The organism is Mesorhizobium sp. G2-6-1, assembly GCF_055809095.1.
Genome location: NZ_CM147896.1, coordinates 1,499,700 through 1,517,762 on the forward strand (window position 1 = coordinate 1,499,700; position 18,063 = coordinate 1,517,762).

The following is an 18,063-nucleotide window of genomic DNA, read 5'->3' on the forward strand; positions in this document are numbered from 1 at the left end:
CCTTCCCCACATTGCGCGCCACGTAGATGAACCCACAACCCTGTCTATCAATAGATCGAGGAGATCACGACCATTCGCAGACCATTCAAAGCGACCGCCCCCGTCAAGGAAGGCCCACGCGCAAACACTGACATTCGTGTCCCACGAGTCCAGCTCATTGATGCCGAAGGCGAAAACCGCGGCGAAGTTTCCATTAACGACGCATTGCTGCTCGCCGAAGAGGCAGGGCTCGATCTCGTTGAGATTTCTCCGAACGCTAACCCGCCTGTCGCAAAAATTCTTGATCTCGGCAAATTGAAATATGCCAGCCAGAAAAAGGCTGCCGAGGCACGCAAAAACCAGAAAGTCGTTGAGATCAAAGAGATCAAGATGCGGCCGAATATCGACAGCCATGACTATGAAGTCAAAATGCGCGCCGTGCACCGCTTCTTTGAAGAGGGCGACAAGGTGAAGCTGACGCTTCGGTTCCGTGGCCGTGAAATGGCGCATATGGAGCTGGGTATGAAGCTCCTTAACAAAGTGCGCGAGGAAGTGGCTCTGATCGCCAAGGTAGAGGCCGAACCTAAACTCGAAGGCCGGCAGATGATGATGGTGCTGGCTCCCCGCTAGCGCCATCCGGACCAGTCAGTCAAAACCGATCAGATGTTCCTCCTTCTGGTAGGGTACTTTGGTGTGGATAAACGTGATGTTCGATCGACGCCAAAGTGAGATATTGCGCGATGATAGAGGTTATTCATGGATGTTGAGACCGTGACCCAGCAGGCTAAGCCCAATTTGAGCAACTACCAGCACATGCGCCGCATGATGTTGGCAGCACTCATCATCGTGATGTTTGCTTTGCTTCTGTTCGGGCAATCGACATTCGCGCCGACATCGATGGTTCATGAGACCATCGAGATGGTGGGCATACTGATGATATTTCTGGGTATCATCGGGCGCTTGTGGTCAACGCTCTATATTGGCGGACGAAAATCGGAAGAAATTGTCACCGGCGGCCCTTATTCGATCACGCGAAACCCGCTTTATGTATTCTCGACGCTGGCGGCTGCCGGCGTCGGCGCGCAAATGGGGTCTTTCACTGCCACAATTGGCTTCGCCCTGTTGTGCGCGCTTGCATTTCATATCGTCATTTTGCGCGAAGAGCGGTTCCTCAACGAAATACTCGGCCCCCTTTCAGGGCCTATGCCGCGCGCGTCCCGCGCTTCATCCCAAAACTTTCGCTTTATGCGGAGGGCGATACCGGTAGCTTCCGGCCGCGCCTCTTGCTCAACACCTTGCTCGACGGCTTGGTTTTTCTCGTCGCTCTTCCTGTATTCGAATTGATCGACGGGGCGCAGACATCAGGCATATTGCCTGTGTTGTTCAGATTGCCGTAACGCACCTGCGCACACACGACCTTTGGTCCCTCGCGCCAAGCAGAAAATCCTGAGCGTTTACGCGATTTGTTAAGTCGAGAGGCTCTACATATTCGCTGGATACCAGTATTTTGCATCATCGGCACTGCGGCCGATGATGACAAAATTGTTGGCGAAAACCCGATAGGGCGCGCTCCAGTCTCCATCCGGCCATTTTACCCGAATTTCGGCACGCTCGGCCGTGCCGACGCCGACATGAATGAAACCGGAGTGGCCCGATGCCTGTCCGCCGCCGACCTGGACGCTGCGAACATAGGTCTTGGTTCCCGACTTCACATAGATCAGCGCACCGACGGCATTTGGGTTCGCGCCTTTCTGTTGAAGTTCTATCTCGACAAAATTCCCCATTGGCCGGGGTCGGCTATCCGTAACCTGTCCATTGGCCATCGCACCCAGATTGCGAAACAGACTTGCCTTCTGGCTTCGGTTGATGACCAGAAGATCAAGCATCCCGTCCATGTTGAAATCCTCGACGATTGCGCCGCGCCCCTTGGTCGGCAAGGCGATGCCCGCAACGTCGCCGCCCTCGGCAAAAGTTCCGTCCCACTGGCCAAGCAGCAGATTGTCGGGGTCGTTAGACGCGAAATCGGGCATTTGCTCTACATTTCCTTTGGCGATGTAAAGGTCGAGCAATCCGTCATTGTTGAAGTCGGCAAACTCTGAATGCCAACCGGTCGAAGGTTTTAGATCTCCGCCCGTATAGGGTCGATAGGCCGTAGCACCCTTGTCATAGGCGATATCTGAGTAAACGGGCCGGTCCTCGCCTTCTTCGTTGTCGAGTTTCTGAAGTTTGGTATCGCCCATCGACGTTAGCGCATATTCGGGGATGCCGTCACCGTCGATGTCGCCTTCGGCAATGCCCATTCCCCATATCGACAGATGTTGCCAACCATCTGCTTTGCCGTAGATCTTTGCCGGCTTACCGGGGTCTATCTTCCATAATTGCTCTTCGCCGCCGCGATAATATTGCCGGTCATTGGTAATTCTGAGCGATGGTGTTCCAGAGCGGTTCCAGTCCGTGAACAGCATCGATAGTGCGCAATAGCCGGGCTTCAACGCCGAAGGGTTGGTGTAGTCGGGTTTGTCGTCAGATTGCGGGCGGGCAAGCACATTGTCCTCACATGTACCCCAAGGCGAACCGGGGCCGCGCGGTCAACGTAATTGCCGAAGGCCAGCGTCGGAAATGTGTTGCCCTGTTCCCACGTCGCGGCGAATGACGTTGTCCATGCGCGCCCGCCATCCAGCGTGAAGAGCTTGTTTGCCTTGGAGAACTTGCAATCCGGCGCGCCGCGCAAGATGATATTCTCGCCAAGGCGCAACAGCACCAGATCGCGGTGGCCGTCATTGTCTATATCGAGTGCATAGGCGCCAAGAACATTTGTCAGGTCTTTCTCGCTGATGTCGATAGCTGTCTGGACGAAGTGCAATTTACCGCCTGGGCGGCTTTCATTGACATAGAGCGTCGAAGCGCCTTTGCCGCCCGCAAGGAACACATCCGGCAACCGGTCGCCATTGCAGTCAAGCGAGGCACCGCCACCACCGACAAAGAACTCCCAGGGACCGGTATAGGAGTGGTCAATACCGGCGGCGAGCGCCTCCTCATGCATTTTGGGAATATCGTTGATCGGCTTTTTCGGCACCGCCTCGTTGGCACTGGCGTTCGCAACGGCAAATGCTCCAAGGCAGGTAAGCCAGATAGCCGTAATAAATGAAACCCGGCTCATTGCGTCACCTTATCGGGGTTGATGACCAGTGTTTTCAAAAATGCGATGATGTTGCTGCGTTCCTCGTCGGGCAAGGCGATATAGGCGTCGCGTGCCGCGCGACCCTCACCGCCGTGAGCGCGAATAACGGCGTCAAGCGAGGTCAGGTCGTTACGATGCCCGTAGGGGCCGGTGGAGCCCACGCCCCATAGACGGGCAGTCAGGAAAACATTGCGTTCGACAAAGCGTTGCGCCAGCAACTCGTTACCAAGCGTCGCCACCTGCTGGTCGGCAATCGTGTGGCGTTTGAGATCGCCGAACAGCGGAACCATGACCTCCCCCTTGTCATTTCGGGGCAAGGCTTTTGCCCAATCATAAAGCCCAATATCGTATATGGCCGGTTCCGCCACATCATCGTCACGCAATGTGCCGGCCATATCCGATGGTCCGGGGTCTTCAAACTTCAGCGACTTCAATGGCAATGACGGCTTGTGGCAGGCCTCACAACCGATGGCGGCAAAGCTGTGGCTGCCCTTGTCTGCCGCCACCTGCCATGCGCGGTCGGCGGGCTTCATCACGGTTGGAACCGGCAGCGTCGCCTGCCAGGCAACCAAAGCAGACACGTCGCCCTCAAGAATCTCGTCTTCATGACCATCACCGTCATGATCGCGGGTGCCGGTCCAGCGGACGCCAAAGCGCTCTTCCGGTTGCATGCCGTGATGCTGGTTCAGTGCGTTGATGGTGAATTGACGCAATGATGTCATCACACCTTTCTGGCTGAATGGGCGAACGACCAGATCGTCATCGACGCCTTGCACGCCATCGAGATCAACGACCCCGTCGGCTGCAGCGGTAATCTTGCCATAATCGATCCCCTTGCTGATCAATGGCGCGGTCACCGGCTTTCCCGTCAGATGTGCCGTGGCGATCGCCTGCTTGCGGATAGCCTTAAGATCGGCGGTCATCTCTCGCGCCAGAAGTTCAATAAGACCGGCACCGAAAATGTGATTGGTGCCGCGCTCGTTGGAAAATTGCGGATCGAGACTGTCGAACTCGGCGCTTTCAAAGCCTTCGGACACAAACACATTGGTGACGAAATCTCCCGCCCCGCCAGCTACGGGTTCATTGTGGCATGCAAAACAGGAATTTGCCTCCATACCATGCGTGCGGCTAAAGGGGTTTTCCGGCGGATGCTTGCGCTTGGTCGGAATGATCGCCTGGGTGGCGAAGGGCCGGCCGACACCATCTGCCTCGGTAAATTGTCCGGTAAACAGATGCTCGCCCTGCTGGCGCAACGCGTTCAACTCGGTCAGATCAAGCACGCCCTTGATTTGCGCCTGATCTACATGCTTGTCGATGACGCGCTCCGACCAGGGATTGGCCTGCCCTTCACCCACCTGGCTGATGCTGATACACGCCGCAACAAGTGCGAAACGCAGAAATATCCCTGTATTGTTGCGCATCAGATACGGCTCCCGCAGTGGTGGGCGTTTGTCGTCCAGACTTGTGCCTCGACGAATTTGTGCAGCTTTTGGGATATTTGTGCAAAACACAATGCGGTTTGAAAATGGAAGCGGCAAACGACCGATTATTCCCCGGTCTGGCCTGTCTCCTCGACGCTTCTACCCGCGCCGTGCTTTATACTATCATCGTGATTTAAGCGCTTCCATAGAGCGGTACCAATGTACCGCTGACCGCTTGATTTGCTGGAGAAACGAGGTAGGCGACAGCTTCGGCAGCGGCCTCCAGGCTCACCCATCTGGTGAAATCGGCCTTCGGCATGCTGGTTCGATTCGCCGGTGTGTCGAGTGTTGAAGGGGCAATAGCATTGACCAGAATGCCCTTGCCTTTCAGTTCTTCGGCAAGCGCCACAGTCATTGCCGCAACGGCGGCCTTGCTGGCCGTATAGGCAACCTTGCCGGCCCCGTATCGCGGGTCGAGGCCGGGTCGAGCCGAGACATTGACGATACGTCCCGCCGTTTCCGATGTCAGCATCGAGCGAACAGCAGCGCGGCAGCAAAGAAAGGCTGTGTGGACATTGGTGTCCATCATTTCGGCAAATGCAGCTGCTTCCGTTTTTTCGACAGGCGCCATGCCAAAGCCGCCGGCAAGATGGATTGACGCCCAGAGATCAGGGATGGTTGCATAGTAAGCGTCAACGGTGTCCGCATCGGCGAGATAGACATTATTCGTAAGCAGGACGCGACTGTCTTGCGCGAACGGAAAGTGTGGCGGGGCAGCGGCATGGCTGTTTGGAACGTGGCAAATCGCACCGGCATCGAGTAATTTGGCAACCACTGCGCTGCCGAGCGCGCCGGTTCCGCCGGTCACGACTATCTGCTTTCCGGTAAGTGTACCTGTCATCGTCAATGAATCTCGCTGTTGAGGTCAAGCTTAAATAGTTGCTGGCAAAGCGTCGCGCCTTTCGCGCGCTCACTCAACCAAAATCTCGATCAGGTAAGGTTGTTTCGTATTTCGCGCGCATTTAAGCGCCTCGGCAAGAGCGCCGATATCGTCGATTGTCTCCGAGGCTAACCCATAGGCATCGGCCAATTTGCCAAAATCTGGCGGTGCCGGCGACACGCCGACAGGCTCGACGCCGACGTCAAGCATCGAGGTTTCAATCTCGCGATATCCTCGATTGTTCCAGATGACAAAGATGACTGCAGCACCAATATCAATTGCGGCTGCGATCTCTGGCAGCGTGAACTGAAAGCCGCCGTCGCCCGTCAGGCACACAACAGGCGTATCAGGTTCAGCCAGTGCGGCACCGATTGCGGCGGGCGGGCCGTATCCCAATGCCCCGAATCCCGTGGCAGCATTTAGCCAGCCGCCTGCCCGGTCGTGATCATAGTAGAGATTGGCTGCATAGATGGGCTGTGTAGAATCTCCAACGATAATTGAGCCGGGCAAAGTGTCGCGGATCGTTTCCACGACATTTATCTGTGCCTGCATCGCAGGTCCGATTTCGGCCAAAGCAGCTTGTCTTGCCGCGCCAGCGCGCGCCACACCATCTGCTCCACGGCAATCGCCAAGCTCGCGCACCAGCGATTCGAGCGCAGTTGCGCAATCAGCGCGTATGGAAATCGTCGCAGCACGCCGCTCAAGCTGGGCGGCATCAATATCGATGCGAATGAGGTTATGCGGCATCGCAAACCCACCGTTTCCATACATGTCGAAATCAGTCGGCCCAAATTCCGTGCCGGCGGCAACAACCAGGTCTGAAACGGCAATCAGTTCACGCACTGCATTCAGGCTGGGGCTCGCCGGCACGCCCAACTCATGGCCGTGCATGAGGCCGCGCGCATTGGTGGTTTGGACAACGGGGGCGGAGATAAGTTCGGCAAGCCGTGCGAGCGGACGGGCAGCAGCTTTCGCGCCACCGCCGACAAGAATGAGCGGACGCCGCGCTTCAGTGATAAGCATCGCCGCTTTCGTGATCGCAGTCACGTCGGGTGTCGGCGCACTTTTGGTTGCGGGTGATGGTGCCATACTCCCGGCCGGCTTGACCATGACATCGGTTGGAATTTCGATATGGACCGGGCCGCGCCGCGATGAAGAGAACAATGAGAATGCGCGAGCGAGGACGCGCGGCAACTGCTCGGCTTGCGTGATGCGCTCTGAAAACAGCGCCACAGTTTCCATCATGGCGTGTTGATCGGGAAGCTCGTGAAGATATCCAAGGCCGCGCCCCAGCGTCGGCATGGCATTGACGCCCGAGATCACCAGCATCGGCACTGAATCGGCGCGCGCCTGTGCCATTGCCGTTATCGTGTTGGTCAGGCCTGGCCCGGTGATGACAAAAGCCACGCCGGGTTTCCCGCTGATACGCGCATAGCCATCGGCCATAAAACCCGCACCTTGCTCGTGGCGCGGGGTTACATGGCGAATTTTTGAGCGCGCCAAACCCCGGTAGAGTTCAACCGTATGCACGCCCGGTATGCCGAAAACGGTGTCGACATGATGCGCCTCGAGCAGGCCGATCAAAGCCTCGCCAATTGTGGTCATGCAAACCTACCTTTTGTTCAAAAGCAGGAGTCTCGGGGTCGGCGACACGCCGTCAACCCCGCAACACCGGTCGTGTCAGGCAAGTCGGCCCGCCTTCGCAAGCGACGCAAAGTGCGTCCGCCTCGAATGCCGAGACCGTACAGCCCGCGGCTTCCATCGCCGCAATGGTCTTGGGAAAGCCGGAAATGGCGATGACCTGGCGCGGCGAAGTTGGCAAGACATTGAGATTGAGGCCGTTCGATGCGGCGAACTCGCCAGCATCACCTTCGACCAGCCTGATGCCCCGCGCTTTCAACATCTGATAAAACGGTGCAGGCAGCAGTGGTGCATGAACCAGCGCCAGATCATCAGCGAGAGGGCTGATGACGGACATCAGATGCAGGCAGGCATCTTCACCGTGCCAAAGTGGCAGGTCGAAGCCGTGAACCGAAATTCCCTTCGGCGACAGCATGTTAGTAAGCTGTTCAATGCCTTGTTGATTGGTGCGCACACCACGCCCAACGGCAAGAGTATCGGCATCAACCCACACACAATCACCACCTTCCACCGTTCCCGGTGCCTCGATACGTCCCAATATCGGGACACCCATGCGCTCATAAGCAATTTCATGCAGCTTCGGTTCGGGTTCGCGCAACGCCTTGCCCATTGAAAGCAGAATTGCGCCATGGTCGCTCACCAGCGAGGGGTCGTGAGTAAAGACCGAATCGGCAAGGCCGTCGTCAGCATCGGTCAGCCATTCGATCTGCGCGCCTGACGCAGAGATGAGCGCGGCAAGAGCGTCATGCTGGGTTGCGGCTTTGCCCGCATCGAAGCCAGGTCCGTAGTGCCATTGTTGAGCTTGCGCGTGGCGCATGGCACTGGAGGCCGAGCGCATCAGCACCAGTTTAAGCGGCGCGGCCATGGATTGCGAACCGTATGATCTGCTCAAATTTCTCTCCCGGGAGATTTTGTTTCGTCCAATAACCACCGGATCAAGCCGAGATCAATGGCTCACAATCACGCGGGTTGACGGCGGTGGCAAGAACGGTCCATCTTGAGTAAGGGATAGTCGCACAGTGATGGGTAATGGGTAGTATTCTCCGACACCTACAAGATCAGTTGCCTTGCGGGGTAGCAAGGCAATGAATACTGAAAACGTTTCATTGGCAAACGACAAGACGACACAAGATGGTGCCGCCGAAGCCATTCATGTCGAGAACCTTCACAAGAAATTTGGTGAATTGCATGTGCTGAAAGGCGTATCGCTGTCGGCGCGGGACGGCGATGTCATTGCCATAATTGGCGGCAGTGGTTCCGGCAAATCGACATTGTTGCGCTGTATCAACTGCCTGGAGAACCCAACCAGCGGCATCATCCGTGTCAATGGCGAGGAGATTCGTCTCAAATCGGACAACCACGGCAATACCCATCCCGCTGACCGCAGGCAGATTGAACGCATTCGTTCGCGACTTGGTATGGTGTTCCAGAGTTTCAATCTTTGGAGCCACATGACGCTGATCGAGAATGTCATAGAGGTTCCAATCCATGTGCTTGGCATCAAGCGCGCAGATGCGATTGTCGAGGCCGAGCGATTGCTGGCGCGCGTCGGCCTGGCGGAGAAACGCGACGTCTACCCAGCCTTTCTGTCCGGCGGGCAACAGCAGCGCGCAGCCATAGCGCGCGCACTGGCGATCCAGCCACAAGTCATGCTGTTTGACGAACCGACGTCTGCGCTCGATCCCGAACTGGTCGGCGAAGTCCTCAAGGTGATTGGCGATCTGGCTCAGGAAGGGCGCACCATGGTGCTGGTTACCCACGAGATGAAGTTTGCTCGTGAGGTCGCCTCCCATGTTGTCTATCTTTACAACGGCCTCGTTGAGGAGGAAGGCCCGCCATCCGAACTGTTTGGTGCACCCAAATCCGACCGCTTGAAGCAGTTTCTGCAAAATGTAGGGTGATCCGGGCGAACAGGAAAACAGTCTACATGTAACGAAAAACATCAGGGAGAAGCGAACATGAGAACATTTTTCAAGGCGGCCGTCGCCGCAGCAGTCATATCGATGGCGGGCGCATATTCTGCGAGCGCCGAGCAGATCAAGGTCGGCTTTTCACCAGAAGCTTATCCGCCTTTTTACACTCAGGATGCATCCGGCAAGTGGGCTGGCTGGGAAGTCGAAATTTCCCAGGCTATCTGCGATGCGGCCAAGCTTGAATGCGAGCTGACGCCGATCCCTTGGGATGGCCTGATCCCGGCGCTGAAAACCAAGAAGATCGACGCCATCATGAATTCCATGTCGATTACGGCGGAGCGCAAGAAGGAAATTGACTTCTCCGACAAATACTACAACACGCCAACCGCCGTGATCGGAGCCAAGGGCGAGACATTCGATGCGACGCCGGAAGGCCTCAAGGGCAAAATTCTCGGCGTTCAGGTCTCCACGGTTCATGCCGCCTACGCCAAGAAGCACTTTGCGGATAGCGTAGCCGAGATCAAGGAATACCAGACGCAGGACGAAGCCAATCAGGATCTCGTCGCGGGCCGTATCGATGCCACGCAAGCCGACTCGATTGCACTGGACGCTTTTCTGAAATCGGATCAGGGTAAGGCTTGCTGTGATCTCAAGGGCTATGTCGCTCCTGATCTGGAAGTGCTTGGCCCAGGTGTCGGCGCTGGCGTTCGCCAGGGTGACACGGAGTTGAAGGACAAGCTCAACGCGGCCATCAAGGAAATCCGCGACGATGGCAAATATGCCGAAATCACCAAGAAGTATTTCGACTTCGACATTTTCGGTGACGACTCGCAGTCAAACTGAGCCAGATAAATATGCGCAAACCATACGCGGTGTCCGTTGCGACACCGCGCATGGTTGACGACGAACCGGCGGCCATTTCCTTCAAGAGCCAACACCGCCGTAAGATCGGGGTTAAGCTGATAGACGCACTCATTCCAGCCGCAGCAAGCGGTGTGGTAGAATTGCTGTCCTACAATCCCCCAGGCTGGGGCGGCAATCTGCTGCGGGGCTTGGTGAGTTCGGTGGAGATTGCGCTTGGAGCATTCGGCCTTGGCTTGCTGATCGGCATTGGCGGAGCCTATGGCAAGCTTTACGGTGGCCCGGTGGTGCGCGACCTGTTTGGTATTTATACTACGGTGGTGCGCGCCGTTCCTGAACTCGTCCTCATTTTGATGCTCTATTTTGCCGGCACGGATCTAATCAATCGCTTGCTGGTCGTCTTTGGCCATTCGCCCATTGATATCAACGGATTGATCGCAGGTATCGGCGTTCTCGGCGTCGTGCAGGGTGCCTATTCAACCGAGGTTCTACGCGGTGCAATCCTTGCAATTCCGCAAGGTCAGATCGAAGCGGCGCGGGCCTACGGCATGTCGCCGCGTTTGCTGATGCGGCGCATCACTTTGCCGGCTATGCTCCCCTTTGCCATACCGGGTCTGGCTAATCTGTGGTTGATCGCCACCAAGGATACGGCCCTTCTGGCCATTGTCGGCTTCAACGAGCTGACCCAGACAACGCGGTTGGCGGCAGGAGCTACCAAGGCGTATTTCACATTTTTCCTGGCTGCCGGCGTGCTCTATCTGATGTTGACGCTCTTTTCCAACGCCATCATTTCACGGGTCGAACGCTGGGCGCGCCGCGGCATGCCGCCTCTGAAAGAGGTGCGCTGATGGCAGATATTGGCGTGAATGCGAGTGTCGTTCCAAAACCGAGAGGCTGGCTCCAACCACATCGCATCGTGATGATCTTGATCGCGCTGGCTGGCGTGCTGGCCGCCATCTTCTTCATGCGTTGGGACTGGTTGCCAGCCTATATGCCTCTTGCCATTCAGGGCATCTGGCGCACAATCTGGCTCCTGGTGGTTACGTCAATTCTTGGCATCGCGCTTGCCATTCCACTGGGGCTTGCCCAGGCGGCGGGCCCTGCGGTTCTTGCGGTTCCGGCAAGAGCATTCTGCACCGTCATACGCGGTACTCCGCTTTTGTTGCAGCTTTGGCTGCTCTACTTTGGGTTAGGCTCGCTATTTCCTCAGATTCCGTGGATTCGCGATTCGGTTCTGTGGCCATATCTTCGGCAGGCATGGCCCTATGGCGTTCTTTCCCTGACGCTCTCTTTTGCCGGCTATGAGGGCGAGGTGATGCGTGGTGCGTTTGCCGGAGTGCCACGTGGCCAGCTTGAAACCGCACGAGCCTTCGGCATGCGCAGATGGACAGCGTTCAGGCGTATCTGGTTGCCGCAGGCCTTGCAGCGCGCCTTGCCGACGCTGGCTGGGGAAACTGTCTTGCAGCTGAAGGCAACCCCGCTGGTTGCGACAATCACGATGGTCGATATCTACGCCGTTGCCTCGCGTGTGCGGCAGGATACTTTCATTACGTATGAACCCCTGCTCCTGCTTGCCGCGGTTTATATGGCGGTCACCGGCATCATCGTGCTTGCTTTTCGATGGTTCGAGGTGAGGATTCCCAACAAGATCGGTTAGGATTGTTGAATATCGGGCTTGGGATGGTCCGAAGGTATCGGTCGAACAATTGCGTCTTGCGTTGCCCGTCGGCGCATTAGGGCCCGTTCGGTGATACTCAACAGGCCCTACACCAGCTGAAGTGGCAAAGCGTCGCGCTATTTGTCATTTGAACGCTGGCCGCTTCCACCTAGGGTCAGGACCCATTAATCTGGTTGGACTGGTATGAGCAAATTTGTTCGGATACGAGGAGAAAGCCCGCAGGAAACCACCCGGTTTTCAAGGGCTTGCGACGCTGTAGGCGGGCAAATTTGCCATATCCTTGCGGACGGCGAAACGGCTGCGACCTGCGTCGTCGAACCGCTCGACCGGGGGTAGACCCCGCTCTTCGCGCTTCTCCTTGCATCTCATTGCCGTTTCAGCCGCCATTTCAATCACATTAATGAGTCCTGACCCTAGTTTAACCGCAAGATGCAATACTGAAGGTAATCTCATGCAACTCAGTCTCGAACAGGCGACAGGTCTTTGTCGGATGGCCGCACTTGGGGTCGGTGCCAGCGAAGAAGTTGCCCGCTCATTGTCCGAAGCTTCTGTTGCTGCTGAAGCCGAGGGCTATGCGTCCGTCGGTCTGTCGCATTTCATCGACTATCTGGAAGCCATGGATAGCGGACGCATGGACGGCACGGCCGAACCTGTCATTACCAGACCGGCGCTTGCAGTCTATCTGTCTGACGCGCGCGGCGGTGCGGCACATACCGGTTTCGACCGGACAATCAATGACCTTGCCAAGGCTGCACGGCTGTTCGGCGTGGCGATTTTTTCCCAGAACAATGCCTTCACATGCGGGTCGCTTGGGTATTTTACCGGCAGGCTGGCAGCACAGGGCCTTGTTGCCATTGCTGCGGCAAATGGCCCGGCGCTGCTCGCTGGCTCAGGCTCGGTCAAGCCCGTCTACTGCACCAATCCACTGTCATTTGCGGCCCCCTCGGCGAATGGGCATTCGCTGGTCATCGATCAGGCTTCCAGCGCGACAGCTTTCGTCAATATCCGCAAGGCTGCCGAAGCAGGCGAGACAATCCCAACTGGGTGGGCCATTGACACCACGGGAAACGCCACGACTGATCCGTCTGCAGCAATGAAGGGTGCGCTGCTGGCATTCGGAGGACAAAGAGGCGCCAATATTGCTTTGATGGTAGAAGTGTTGTCAGCGGGCCTTTCCGGCGCCAACTGGTCGCTTGATGCTCCCTCCTTTTTAGAAGGGACACGAAGCCCGGGAGCTGGGTTGTTTATCGCCGCTATCGCACCGAATCTGCTCGCCCCTGATTTTGAGAAACGTCTGCGCAAACAACTCGAGCGGTTGCGTCGACATTATGGCGTGCATATCCCCGGTTACGCACGAGCGGAAGCGGCTGAACGGGCGACAGCGCGCGGCCTCAGCGTTTCAAAGATAATTATCGAACGTATCTCCGAATTTGCGTCTCGCTACTCTGCGTGATGGCAAAAGACGGCATGGTCGGATATTTCCCATGTGAAGGCCGCCAGCGACCACCGATCGCACTTTGCCTTCTGCGCGAAACCTATTATGAAGCGGTCACAGTCAAATCCCGGATAAGCCGCTTGAGCGCATAGTCGGAGCCAGTCATGACAGAAATCCTGCAGACGCCAAAACTCGTCGTCATTTTCGGCGGCTCAGGTTTTATTGGCCGCCATGTGGTCAGGGCGCTAGCCAAACGAGGTTACCGCATACGCGTTGCCTGTCGGCGTCCCGACCTCGCCGGTCATTTGCAACCGCTAGGCAATGTCGGCCAGATCCAGCCGGTGCAAGCCAATTTACGCGTACGCTGGTCCGTGGACCAGGCCGTGCAGGGTGCCGATCACGTTATCAATCTGGTTGGCATACTGCATGAAAGCGGTCGCCAGAAGTTCGCCGCGGTTCATGAGTTCGGAGCTCGCGCGGTCGCCGAGGCTGCCCGCGCTGTGGGCGCTGGATTGACCCATGTTTCGGCATTGGGCGCGGATTTGAATTCCGCTTCGAATTACGCCCGCACCAAGGCACTTGGTGAAAAAGCGGTTCTCGATACGGTGAAGGATGCCGTAATTTTTCGCCCGTCAGTGATATTTGGGCCGGAAGACGAGTTCTTCAATCGGTTCGCCAGCATGGCTCGTTATTCACCGATGTTGCCGCTGATTGGCGGCGGAGCAACAAAGTTCCAGCCGGTATATGTCGGCGACGTTGCCCAAGCTGTGGCGCGTTCGGTGGATGGCACCGTAGAACGCGGCAACATCTACGAGTTGGGTGGCCCGAATGTTCTCACCTTCAAGCAATGCATGCAGGAACTTCTTGCGGTCATTGATCGAAAACGCCTGCTCATGCCGGTGCCGTGGTGGCTTGCCGATATTCAGGCGTCGATCCTTGGATTGTTGCCCAACCCTCTTCTCACCCGCGATCAAGTGACGCAACTGCGCTCGGATAATGTAGTGTCAGACGAAGCGATCCAGTCGGAGCGCACTTTTGCCGGGCTTGGCATATTGCCGCAATCGACAGGAACAATCCTGCCAAGCTATCTCTGGCGTTTTCGCGCGGCGGGCCAATTTCAGCGCAAACCTGCGGCCTGATGGGTTCGCCGGTTCATTTTATATGACCTGCCTGAAGTGCTGAAGTCGGGCTCATCCGACGACGAATAGAGCGGCGAGCCCGATGATGCCGACAATCAGCCGCCACCAGCCAAATAGCGCGTAACCGTGGCGTGAAACATAGGCCAACAGGCCGCGCACGACGATCACGGCCATGATGAAGGCGGCGACAAAGCCAATCGCAATGATCGGAAAATCGGCAGCAGAAAGGACGTGCCGGTTCTTGTAGAGGTCAAGCGTGAAGGCACCCATCATGGTAGGAATGGCGAGAAAGAACGAGAATTCAGCGGCCGCGCGCTTGTCCGCACCCAGCAGCAATGCACCGACGATGGTCGCGCCGGAACGCGAGGTTCCAGGGATCATTGCCAGGCATTGAAACAGCCCGACCTTGAGACACAGCGACAGCGAGAATTCGGAAGCGGTGTTATATTTTGGCTTGAGATCGAGCCGGTCGATCCAAAGCAGGACAATGCCGCCGAGAATCAACATTATGCAGATGAGTTTGGGTGTCTCGAACAGTACGGATTTGATGAAATCATGCGCCAGCGCGCCAATGAACGCCGCTGGCAGAAAAGCAATGAAAACACCGACCATAAGCCGCACTGCCGGCTCATTTGGCAATTCCGGTGGCAAAAACAGATTAGGCCGCCGCCGCCGCAGCGTCGAAATTACCAATTCATATGCGCAACCGCCAATCCAGACGATCGAGGCGAGCACGCCAATAATGGCATCACCAACCAGCTTGAACATGTCGGGGCGCGTGAGAAAAGCCCAGAACCGTCCGGCATAGACGCTGAGAATTGCGAGAATGGCGCCAAGCTGAATCAGCACTTCGAATGCCTTGCCTGTCGATTCAAAACCCAGAAAATGACCGGCAAGAAGAATGTGGCCGGTCGATGAGACCGGGATAAATTCTGTCATGCCTTCGAGAAGGCCAAGCAGGAGTGCTTCGATAATCGTTTGGCTGTCCATGAATTTGTCGACCTCAGCATTGCTTGTCACGAAGCCGGACTCACCCTATAGGTCGCAGCACGTTGACTGCCCGTTTGATCGGGCTACCAAGCCTTACCGACGTGGCGGACGATTCGCCAGTATGCTTTTGTAAACATGAGACCATGCTAACGCTTTTTCATCATCCAATGTTCGCTTCCTGCCGGTTTGTACGCCTCGCATTCGGCGAGTATGGCGAAGAACTGGCACTTGTCGAAGAAACGCCCTGGACACGGCGCAAGGAATTTCTTGCGCTAAATCCTGCCGGAACCCTGCCGATCCTGCTGGCGGAAGGCGACGTTCCGATAATCGGCGCTTCGGTAATAGGCGAATATCTGGACGAGACCCGTGGCATCCTCAAGCGGGAAAAACGCCTGCTTGCCGAAGACCCGATGGAGCGCGCCGAAATTCGCCGCTTGACCGACTGGTATCTCAACAAGATGGAGAATGACGTCACAAAACATCTGGTACGTGAAAGGGTTTTGAAACCGCTCATGTCAGATGCGGCCGGCGGTGGCTCTCCCGATTCGACTGCAATTCGTACAGCGCGAGCCAATATTCGCCAGCATATGAAATACACGAACTGGCTGGCGGGTACCCATCACTGGCTGGCTGGCACGCGTCTCACCTACGCTGACCTTGGTGCCGCAGCCACACTTTCCGTACTCGATTACCTCGGGGAGATCGAGTGGCGTGACTATGGCGCGGCACGCGAGTGGTACACGCGGGTAAAATCACGGCCATCTTTCCGTCCTCTGCTGTCTGACAGGGTCCGCAGCCTCTCGCCGGTATCGCATTATGCGGACCTCGACTTCTGACGCCCAAAAGCTGCGCGCCCTGATAGATCGCGAGGCGGCGCGTGCGGGCTTTGATGTGGTTGCTGTAGCAGCACCTGATTCAATTCCACTGGCGTCATCACGTCTCGCCGAGTTCGTGACAGACGGCTTCCACGGTTCGATGGGCTGGATGGAAGAAACGCTCGAACGGCGCAGCGAGCCGAAAACGCTGTGGCCTGAGGTCCGCTCTGTCATCATGCTTGCCATGAATTATGGGCCAGACCATGATCCCCGCGCGATCCTGTCGCAACGCGACCGCGGCGCGATATCGGTCTATGCACAAAACCGCGATTATCATGATGTCATGAAAGGTCGCCTCAAGGAGATTGCCGGAAAAATCGTCGCCAGGGCAGGGGGCGACGTGAAAATCTTTGTCGATACGGCGCCCGTCATGGAAAAACCGTTGGCCGAAGCGGCCGGCATAGGATGGCAGGGCAAGCACACCAATCTGGTGAGCCTTACGCATGGGTCATGGCTCTTCCTCGGCAGTATCTTCACGACTGCCGACCTTGTTGCAGATGAACCCGCGGCGGACCATTGCGGATCGTGCCGCGCTTGCCTCGATGCTTGTCCGACCGATGCTTTTCCTGCGCCATATCGGCTCGATGCGCGTCGTTGCATCTCCTATCTCACCATAGAAAACAAAGGTCCGATCCCGCACGAGTTCCGAGAAGTGATAGGCAATCATATTTATGGTTGCGACGACTGCCTCGCGGCCTGCCCGTGGAACAAATTCGCCCAAACCGCATCTGAGGCCAAACTTTCGGCGCGTGAGGATTTGCGTGACCCATCACTTGCAACATTGTTGACGCTTGATGATGCGGCATTCCGTGCGTTCTTTTCAGGATCGCCGGTGAAGCGCATAGGCCGCGATCGATTCATACGCAATGTGCTGATTGCCGCCGGGAACTCCGGCGAGACAAGCTTCACCGGGCAAATAACCAAGTTGCTCGACGATCTGTCGCCTTTGGTGCGAGGTGCTGCGGTTTGGGCGCTCTCGCGGCTCGTCCCCACCACTGCTTTTCTCATCCAGGCCAGGGACGCGCTCGAAACAGAAAGTGACGATGCTGTCCGTGCCGAATGGGCGCAGGCGATAGAAGAACTCACTGACAGGGAAAGAGCGCGTGACTGTTGAGAAGGTCTTTATTTTTGGAGCGGGTTATTCCGGCAAGGCCTTTGCCAAGGCAAGATCGGGCTCCACCTTTATTGCCGGAACGACAAGAGCGCCCGAAAAATTTGAAGCTTTGCAGCAGGTGAGCGTTCAACCGCTTCTATTCGATGCCACCTTGTCACCCGAAGTCATCGTCGCACTCGAAAGCACCACGCATCTTGTCGTTTCGGTAGCGCCTGATGAAGCCGGCGATCCGGTGCTGAATGCTGCCCGCGCAACCATTGTAGAACAAATGCCGGCCCTGCGGTGGATCGGTTATTTGTCGACTGTTGGTGTTTATGGCGATCATACCGGGGCATGGGTCGATGAGACGACACAATGCAAGCCGGTCTCGCGCCGCTCGGTGAAGCGCGTAGCGGCGGAACAAGAGTGGTTGGCGCTCGGGCAGCAAACCGGATGTCCCGTTGCCGTGCTGCGTCTTGCCGGTATTTATGGGCCGGGGCGCAATGCCTTGGTCAATCTTGCCAATGGCAACGCCAGACGTCTGGTCAAGCAAGGTCAGGTTTTCAACCGCATCCATGTCGATGATATTGCCGGTGCACTTTGGTATCTGGCCGGGGAAGAGCGCGGCGGGGTCTTCAATGTGACTGACGACCTTCCCGCACCGCCGCAGGATGTTGTTACCTATGCAGCCGGTCTGATGGCGGTCGAACTACCGCCCGAGATCCCGTTCGAGACCGCAGAACTGTCGCCAATGGCACGCTCCTTCTATGGCGAGAACAAGCGCGTCTCCAACGCGGCGTTGAAGGCGGCCGGCTACAGGCTGCGCCATACTGACTATCGCGCCGCGCTTGACCACATGTGGTCAACGGATAGCTGGAGTGGAGGAACACCGCGCAGCCCGATCAAAGAGGGATAAT

Annotated in this window: 17 protein-coding genes and 1 pseudogene; 11 read left to right on the forward strand and 7 right to left on the reverse strand. The window is 56.9% G+C overall.

What is annotated here, in order from left to right; translation table 11 throughout:
• The first annotated feature begins 72 nt into the window (after positions 1–72).
• Entirely contained in the window at positions 73–609 is a 537-nt protein-coding gene (gene infC, locus AC0L7S_RS07120; protein ID WP_473474209.1) for a translation initiation factor IF-3, read from the forward strand.
• 126 nt (positions 610–735) lie between these two features.
• A pseudogene (locus tag AC0L7S_RS07125) lies at positions 736–1,376 on the forward strand (methyltransferase family protein).
• Positions 1,377–1,460: 84 nt separating this feature from the next.
• Here AC0L7S_RS07125 and AC0L7S_RS07130 read toward each other — a convergent pair.
• From AC0L7S_RS07130 to AC0L7S_RS07155, 6 genes are all read right to left on the reverse strand, one after another.
• The gene (locus tag AC0L7S_RS07130) at positions 1,461–2,525 is read right to left on the reverse strand and encodes a CRTAC1 family protein (protein WP_473473701.1); all 1,065 of its coding nucleotides are present in this window, start codon (positions 2,523–2,525) and stop codon (positions 1,461–1,463) included.
• Positions 2,468–3,139 carry an FG-GAP repeat domain-containing protein gene (locus AC0L7S_RS07135; RefSeq protein ID WP_473473702.1) on the reverse strand — a complete coding sequence of 224 codons (672 nt, stop codon included), beginning with the start codon at positions 3,137–3,139 and terminating at the stop codon, positions 2,468–2,470. The genes AC0L7S_RS07130 and AC0L7S_RS07135 overlap by 58 nt, the downstream gene beginning before the upstream one ends.
• Positions 3,136–4,581 (reverse strand): cytochrome c family protein, encoded by a 1,446-nt coding sequence (locus tag AC0L7S_RS07140; protein WP_473473703.1) that lies wholly within the window; start codon positions 4,579–4,581, stop codon positions 3,136–3,138. The genes AC0L7S_RS07135 and AC0L7S_RS07140 overlap by 4 nt, the downstream gene beginning before the upstream one ends.
• A 193-nt stretch (positions 4,582–4,774) precedes the next feature.
• Complete coding sequence (locus AC0L7S_RS07145; protein ID WP_473473704.1) at positions 4,775–5,482, reverse strand: SDR family NAD(P)-dependent oxidoreductase; 708 nt, start codon at positions 5,480–5,482, stop codon at positions 4,775–4,777.
• A gap of 69 nt (positions 5,483–5,551) precedes the next feature.
• The gene (locus AC0L7S_RS07150; protein ID WP_473473705.1) at positions 5,552–7,126 is read right to left on the reverse strand and encodes a 5-guanidino-2-oxopentanoate decarboxylase; all 1,575 of its coding nucleotides are present in this window, start codon (positions 7,124–7,126) and stop codon (positions 5,552–5,554) included.
• 52 nt (positions 7,127–7,178) lie between these two features.
• Positions 7,179–8,027, reverse strand: coding sequence for a dimethylarginine dimethylaminohydrolase family protein (locus AC0L7S_RS07155; RefSeq protein ID WP_473474210.1), 849 nt, complete (start codon positions 8,025–8,027; stop codon positions 7,179–7,181).
• A gap of 220 nt (positions 8,028–8,247) precedes the next feature.
• Here AC0L7S_RS07155 and AC0L7S_RS07160 point away from each other — a divergent pair, with 220 nt between their 5' ends.
• The 6 genes from AC0L7S_RS07160 to AC0L7S_RS07185 all read left to right on the forward strand — a co-directional run bounded on the left by AC0L7S_RS07160 (position 8,248) and on the right by AC0L7S_RS07185 (position 14,188).
• Complete coding sequence (locus AC0L7S_RS07160; protein ID WP_473473706.1) at positions 8,248–9,063, forward strand: ABC transporter ATP-binding protein; 816 nt, start codon at positions 8,248–8,250, stop codon at positions 9,061–9,063.
• Positions 9,064–9,120: 57 nt separating this feature from the next.
• Positions 9,121–9,918 carry a transporter substrate-binding domain-containing protein gene (locus AC0L7S_RS07165; protein WP_473473707.1) on the forward strand — a complete coding sequence of 266 codons (798 nt, stop codon included), beginning with the start codon at positions 9,121–9,123 and terminating at the stop codon, positions 9,916–9,918.
• Between the two features lie 131 nt (positions 9,919–10,049).
• Complete coding sequence (locus tag AC0L7S_RS07170; protein ID WP_473474211.1) at positions 10,050–10,784, forward strand: ABC transporter permease; 735 nt, start codon at positions 10,050–10,052, stop codon at positions 10,782–10,784.
• Positions 10,784–11,593: an ABC transporter permease gene (locus AC0L7S_RS07175; protein ID WP_473473708.1), complete on the forward strand. Its 810-nt coding sequence runs from the start codon at positions 10,784–10,786 to the stop codon at positions 11,591–11,593. Before AC0L7S_RS07170 ends, AC0L7S_RS07175 begins: the two co-directional genes overlap by 1 nt.
• Before the next feature lie 472 nt (positions 11,594–12,065).
• Entirely contained in the window at positions 12,066–13,067 is a 1,002-nt protein-coding gene (locus AC0L7S_RS07180) for an Ldh family oxidoreductase (RefSeq protein WP_473473709.1), read from the forward strand.
• 146 nt (positions 13,068–13,213) lie between these two features.
• Complete coding sequence (locus AC0L7S_RS07185; protein WP_473473710.1) at positions 13,214–14,188, forward strand: complex I NDUFA9 subunit family protein; 975 nt, start codon at positions 13,214–13,216, stop codon at positions 14,186–14,188.
• Positions 14,189–14,239: 51 nt separating this feature from the next.
• Here AC0L7S_RS07185 and AC0L7S_RS07190 read toward each other — a convergent pair whose 3' ends face one another.
• Entirely contained in the window at positions 14,240–15,178 is a 939-nt protein-coding gene (locus tag AC0L7S_RS07190; protein ID WP_473474212.1) for an undecaprenyl-diphosphate phosphatase, read from the reverse strand.
• A gap of 143 nt (positions 15,179–15,321) precedes the next feature.
• On the opposite strand from AC0L7S_RS07190, the gene AC0L7S_RS07195 reads away from it, so the two are divergent.
• From AC0L7S_RS07195 to AC0L7S_RS07205, 3 genes are read left to right on the forward strand one after another with little or no spacing between them, the layout of a single operon-like run.
• On the forward strand, positions 15,322–16,014 hold the full coding sequence (locus tag AC0L7S_RS07195; RefSeq protein WP_473473711.1) for a glutathione S-transferase family protein: 693 nt from the start codon (positions 15,322–15,324) through the stop codon (positions 16,012–16,014).
• Entirely contained in the window at positions 15,995–17,167 is a 1,173-nt protein-coding gene (queG, locus tag AC0L7S_RS07200; RefSeq protein ID WP_473473712.1) for a tRNA epoxyqueuosine(34) reductase QueG, read from the forward strand. Before AC0L7S_RS07195 ends, queG begins: the two co-directional genes overlap by 20 nt.
• Complete coding sequence (locus AC0L7S_RS07205) at positions 17,157–18,062, forward strand: SDR family oxidoreductase (protein ID WP_473473713.1); 906 nt, start codon at positions 17,157–17,159, stop codon at positions 18,060–18,062. The genes queG and AC0L7S_RS07205 overlap by 11 nt, the downstream gene beginning before the upstream one ends.
• Position 18,063 lies beyond the last annotated feature (1 nt).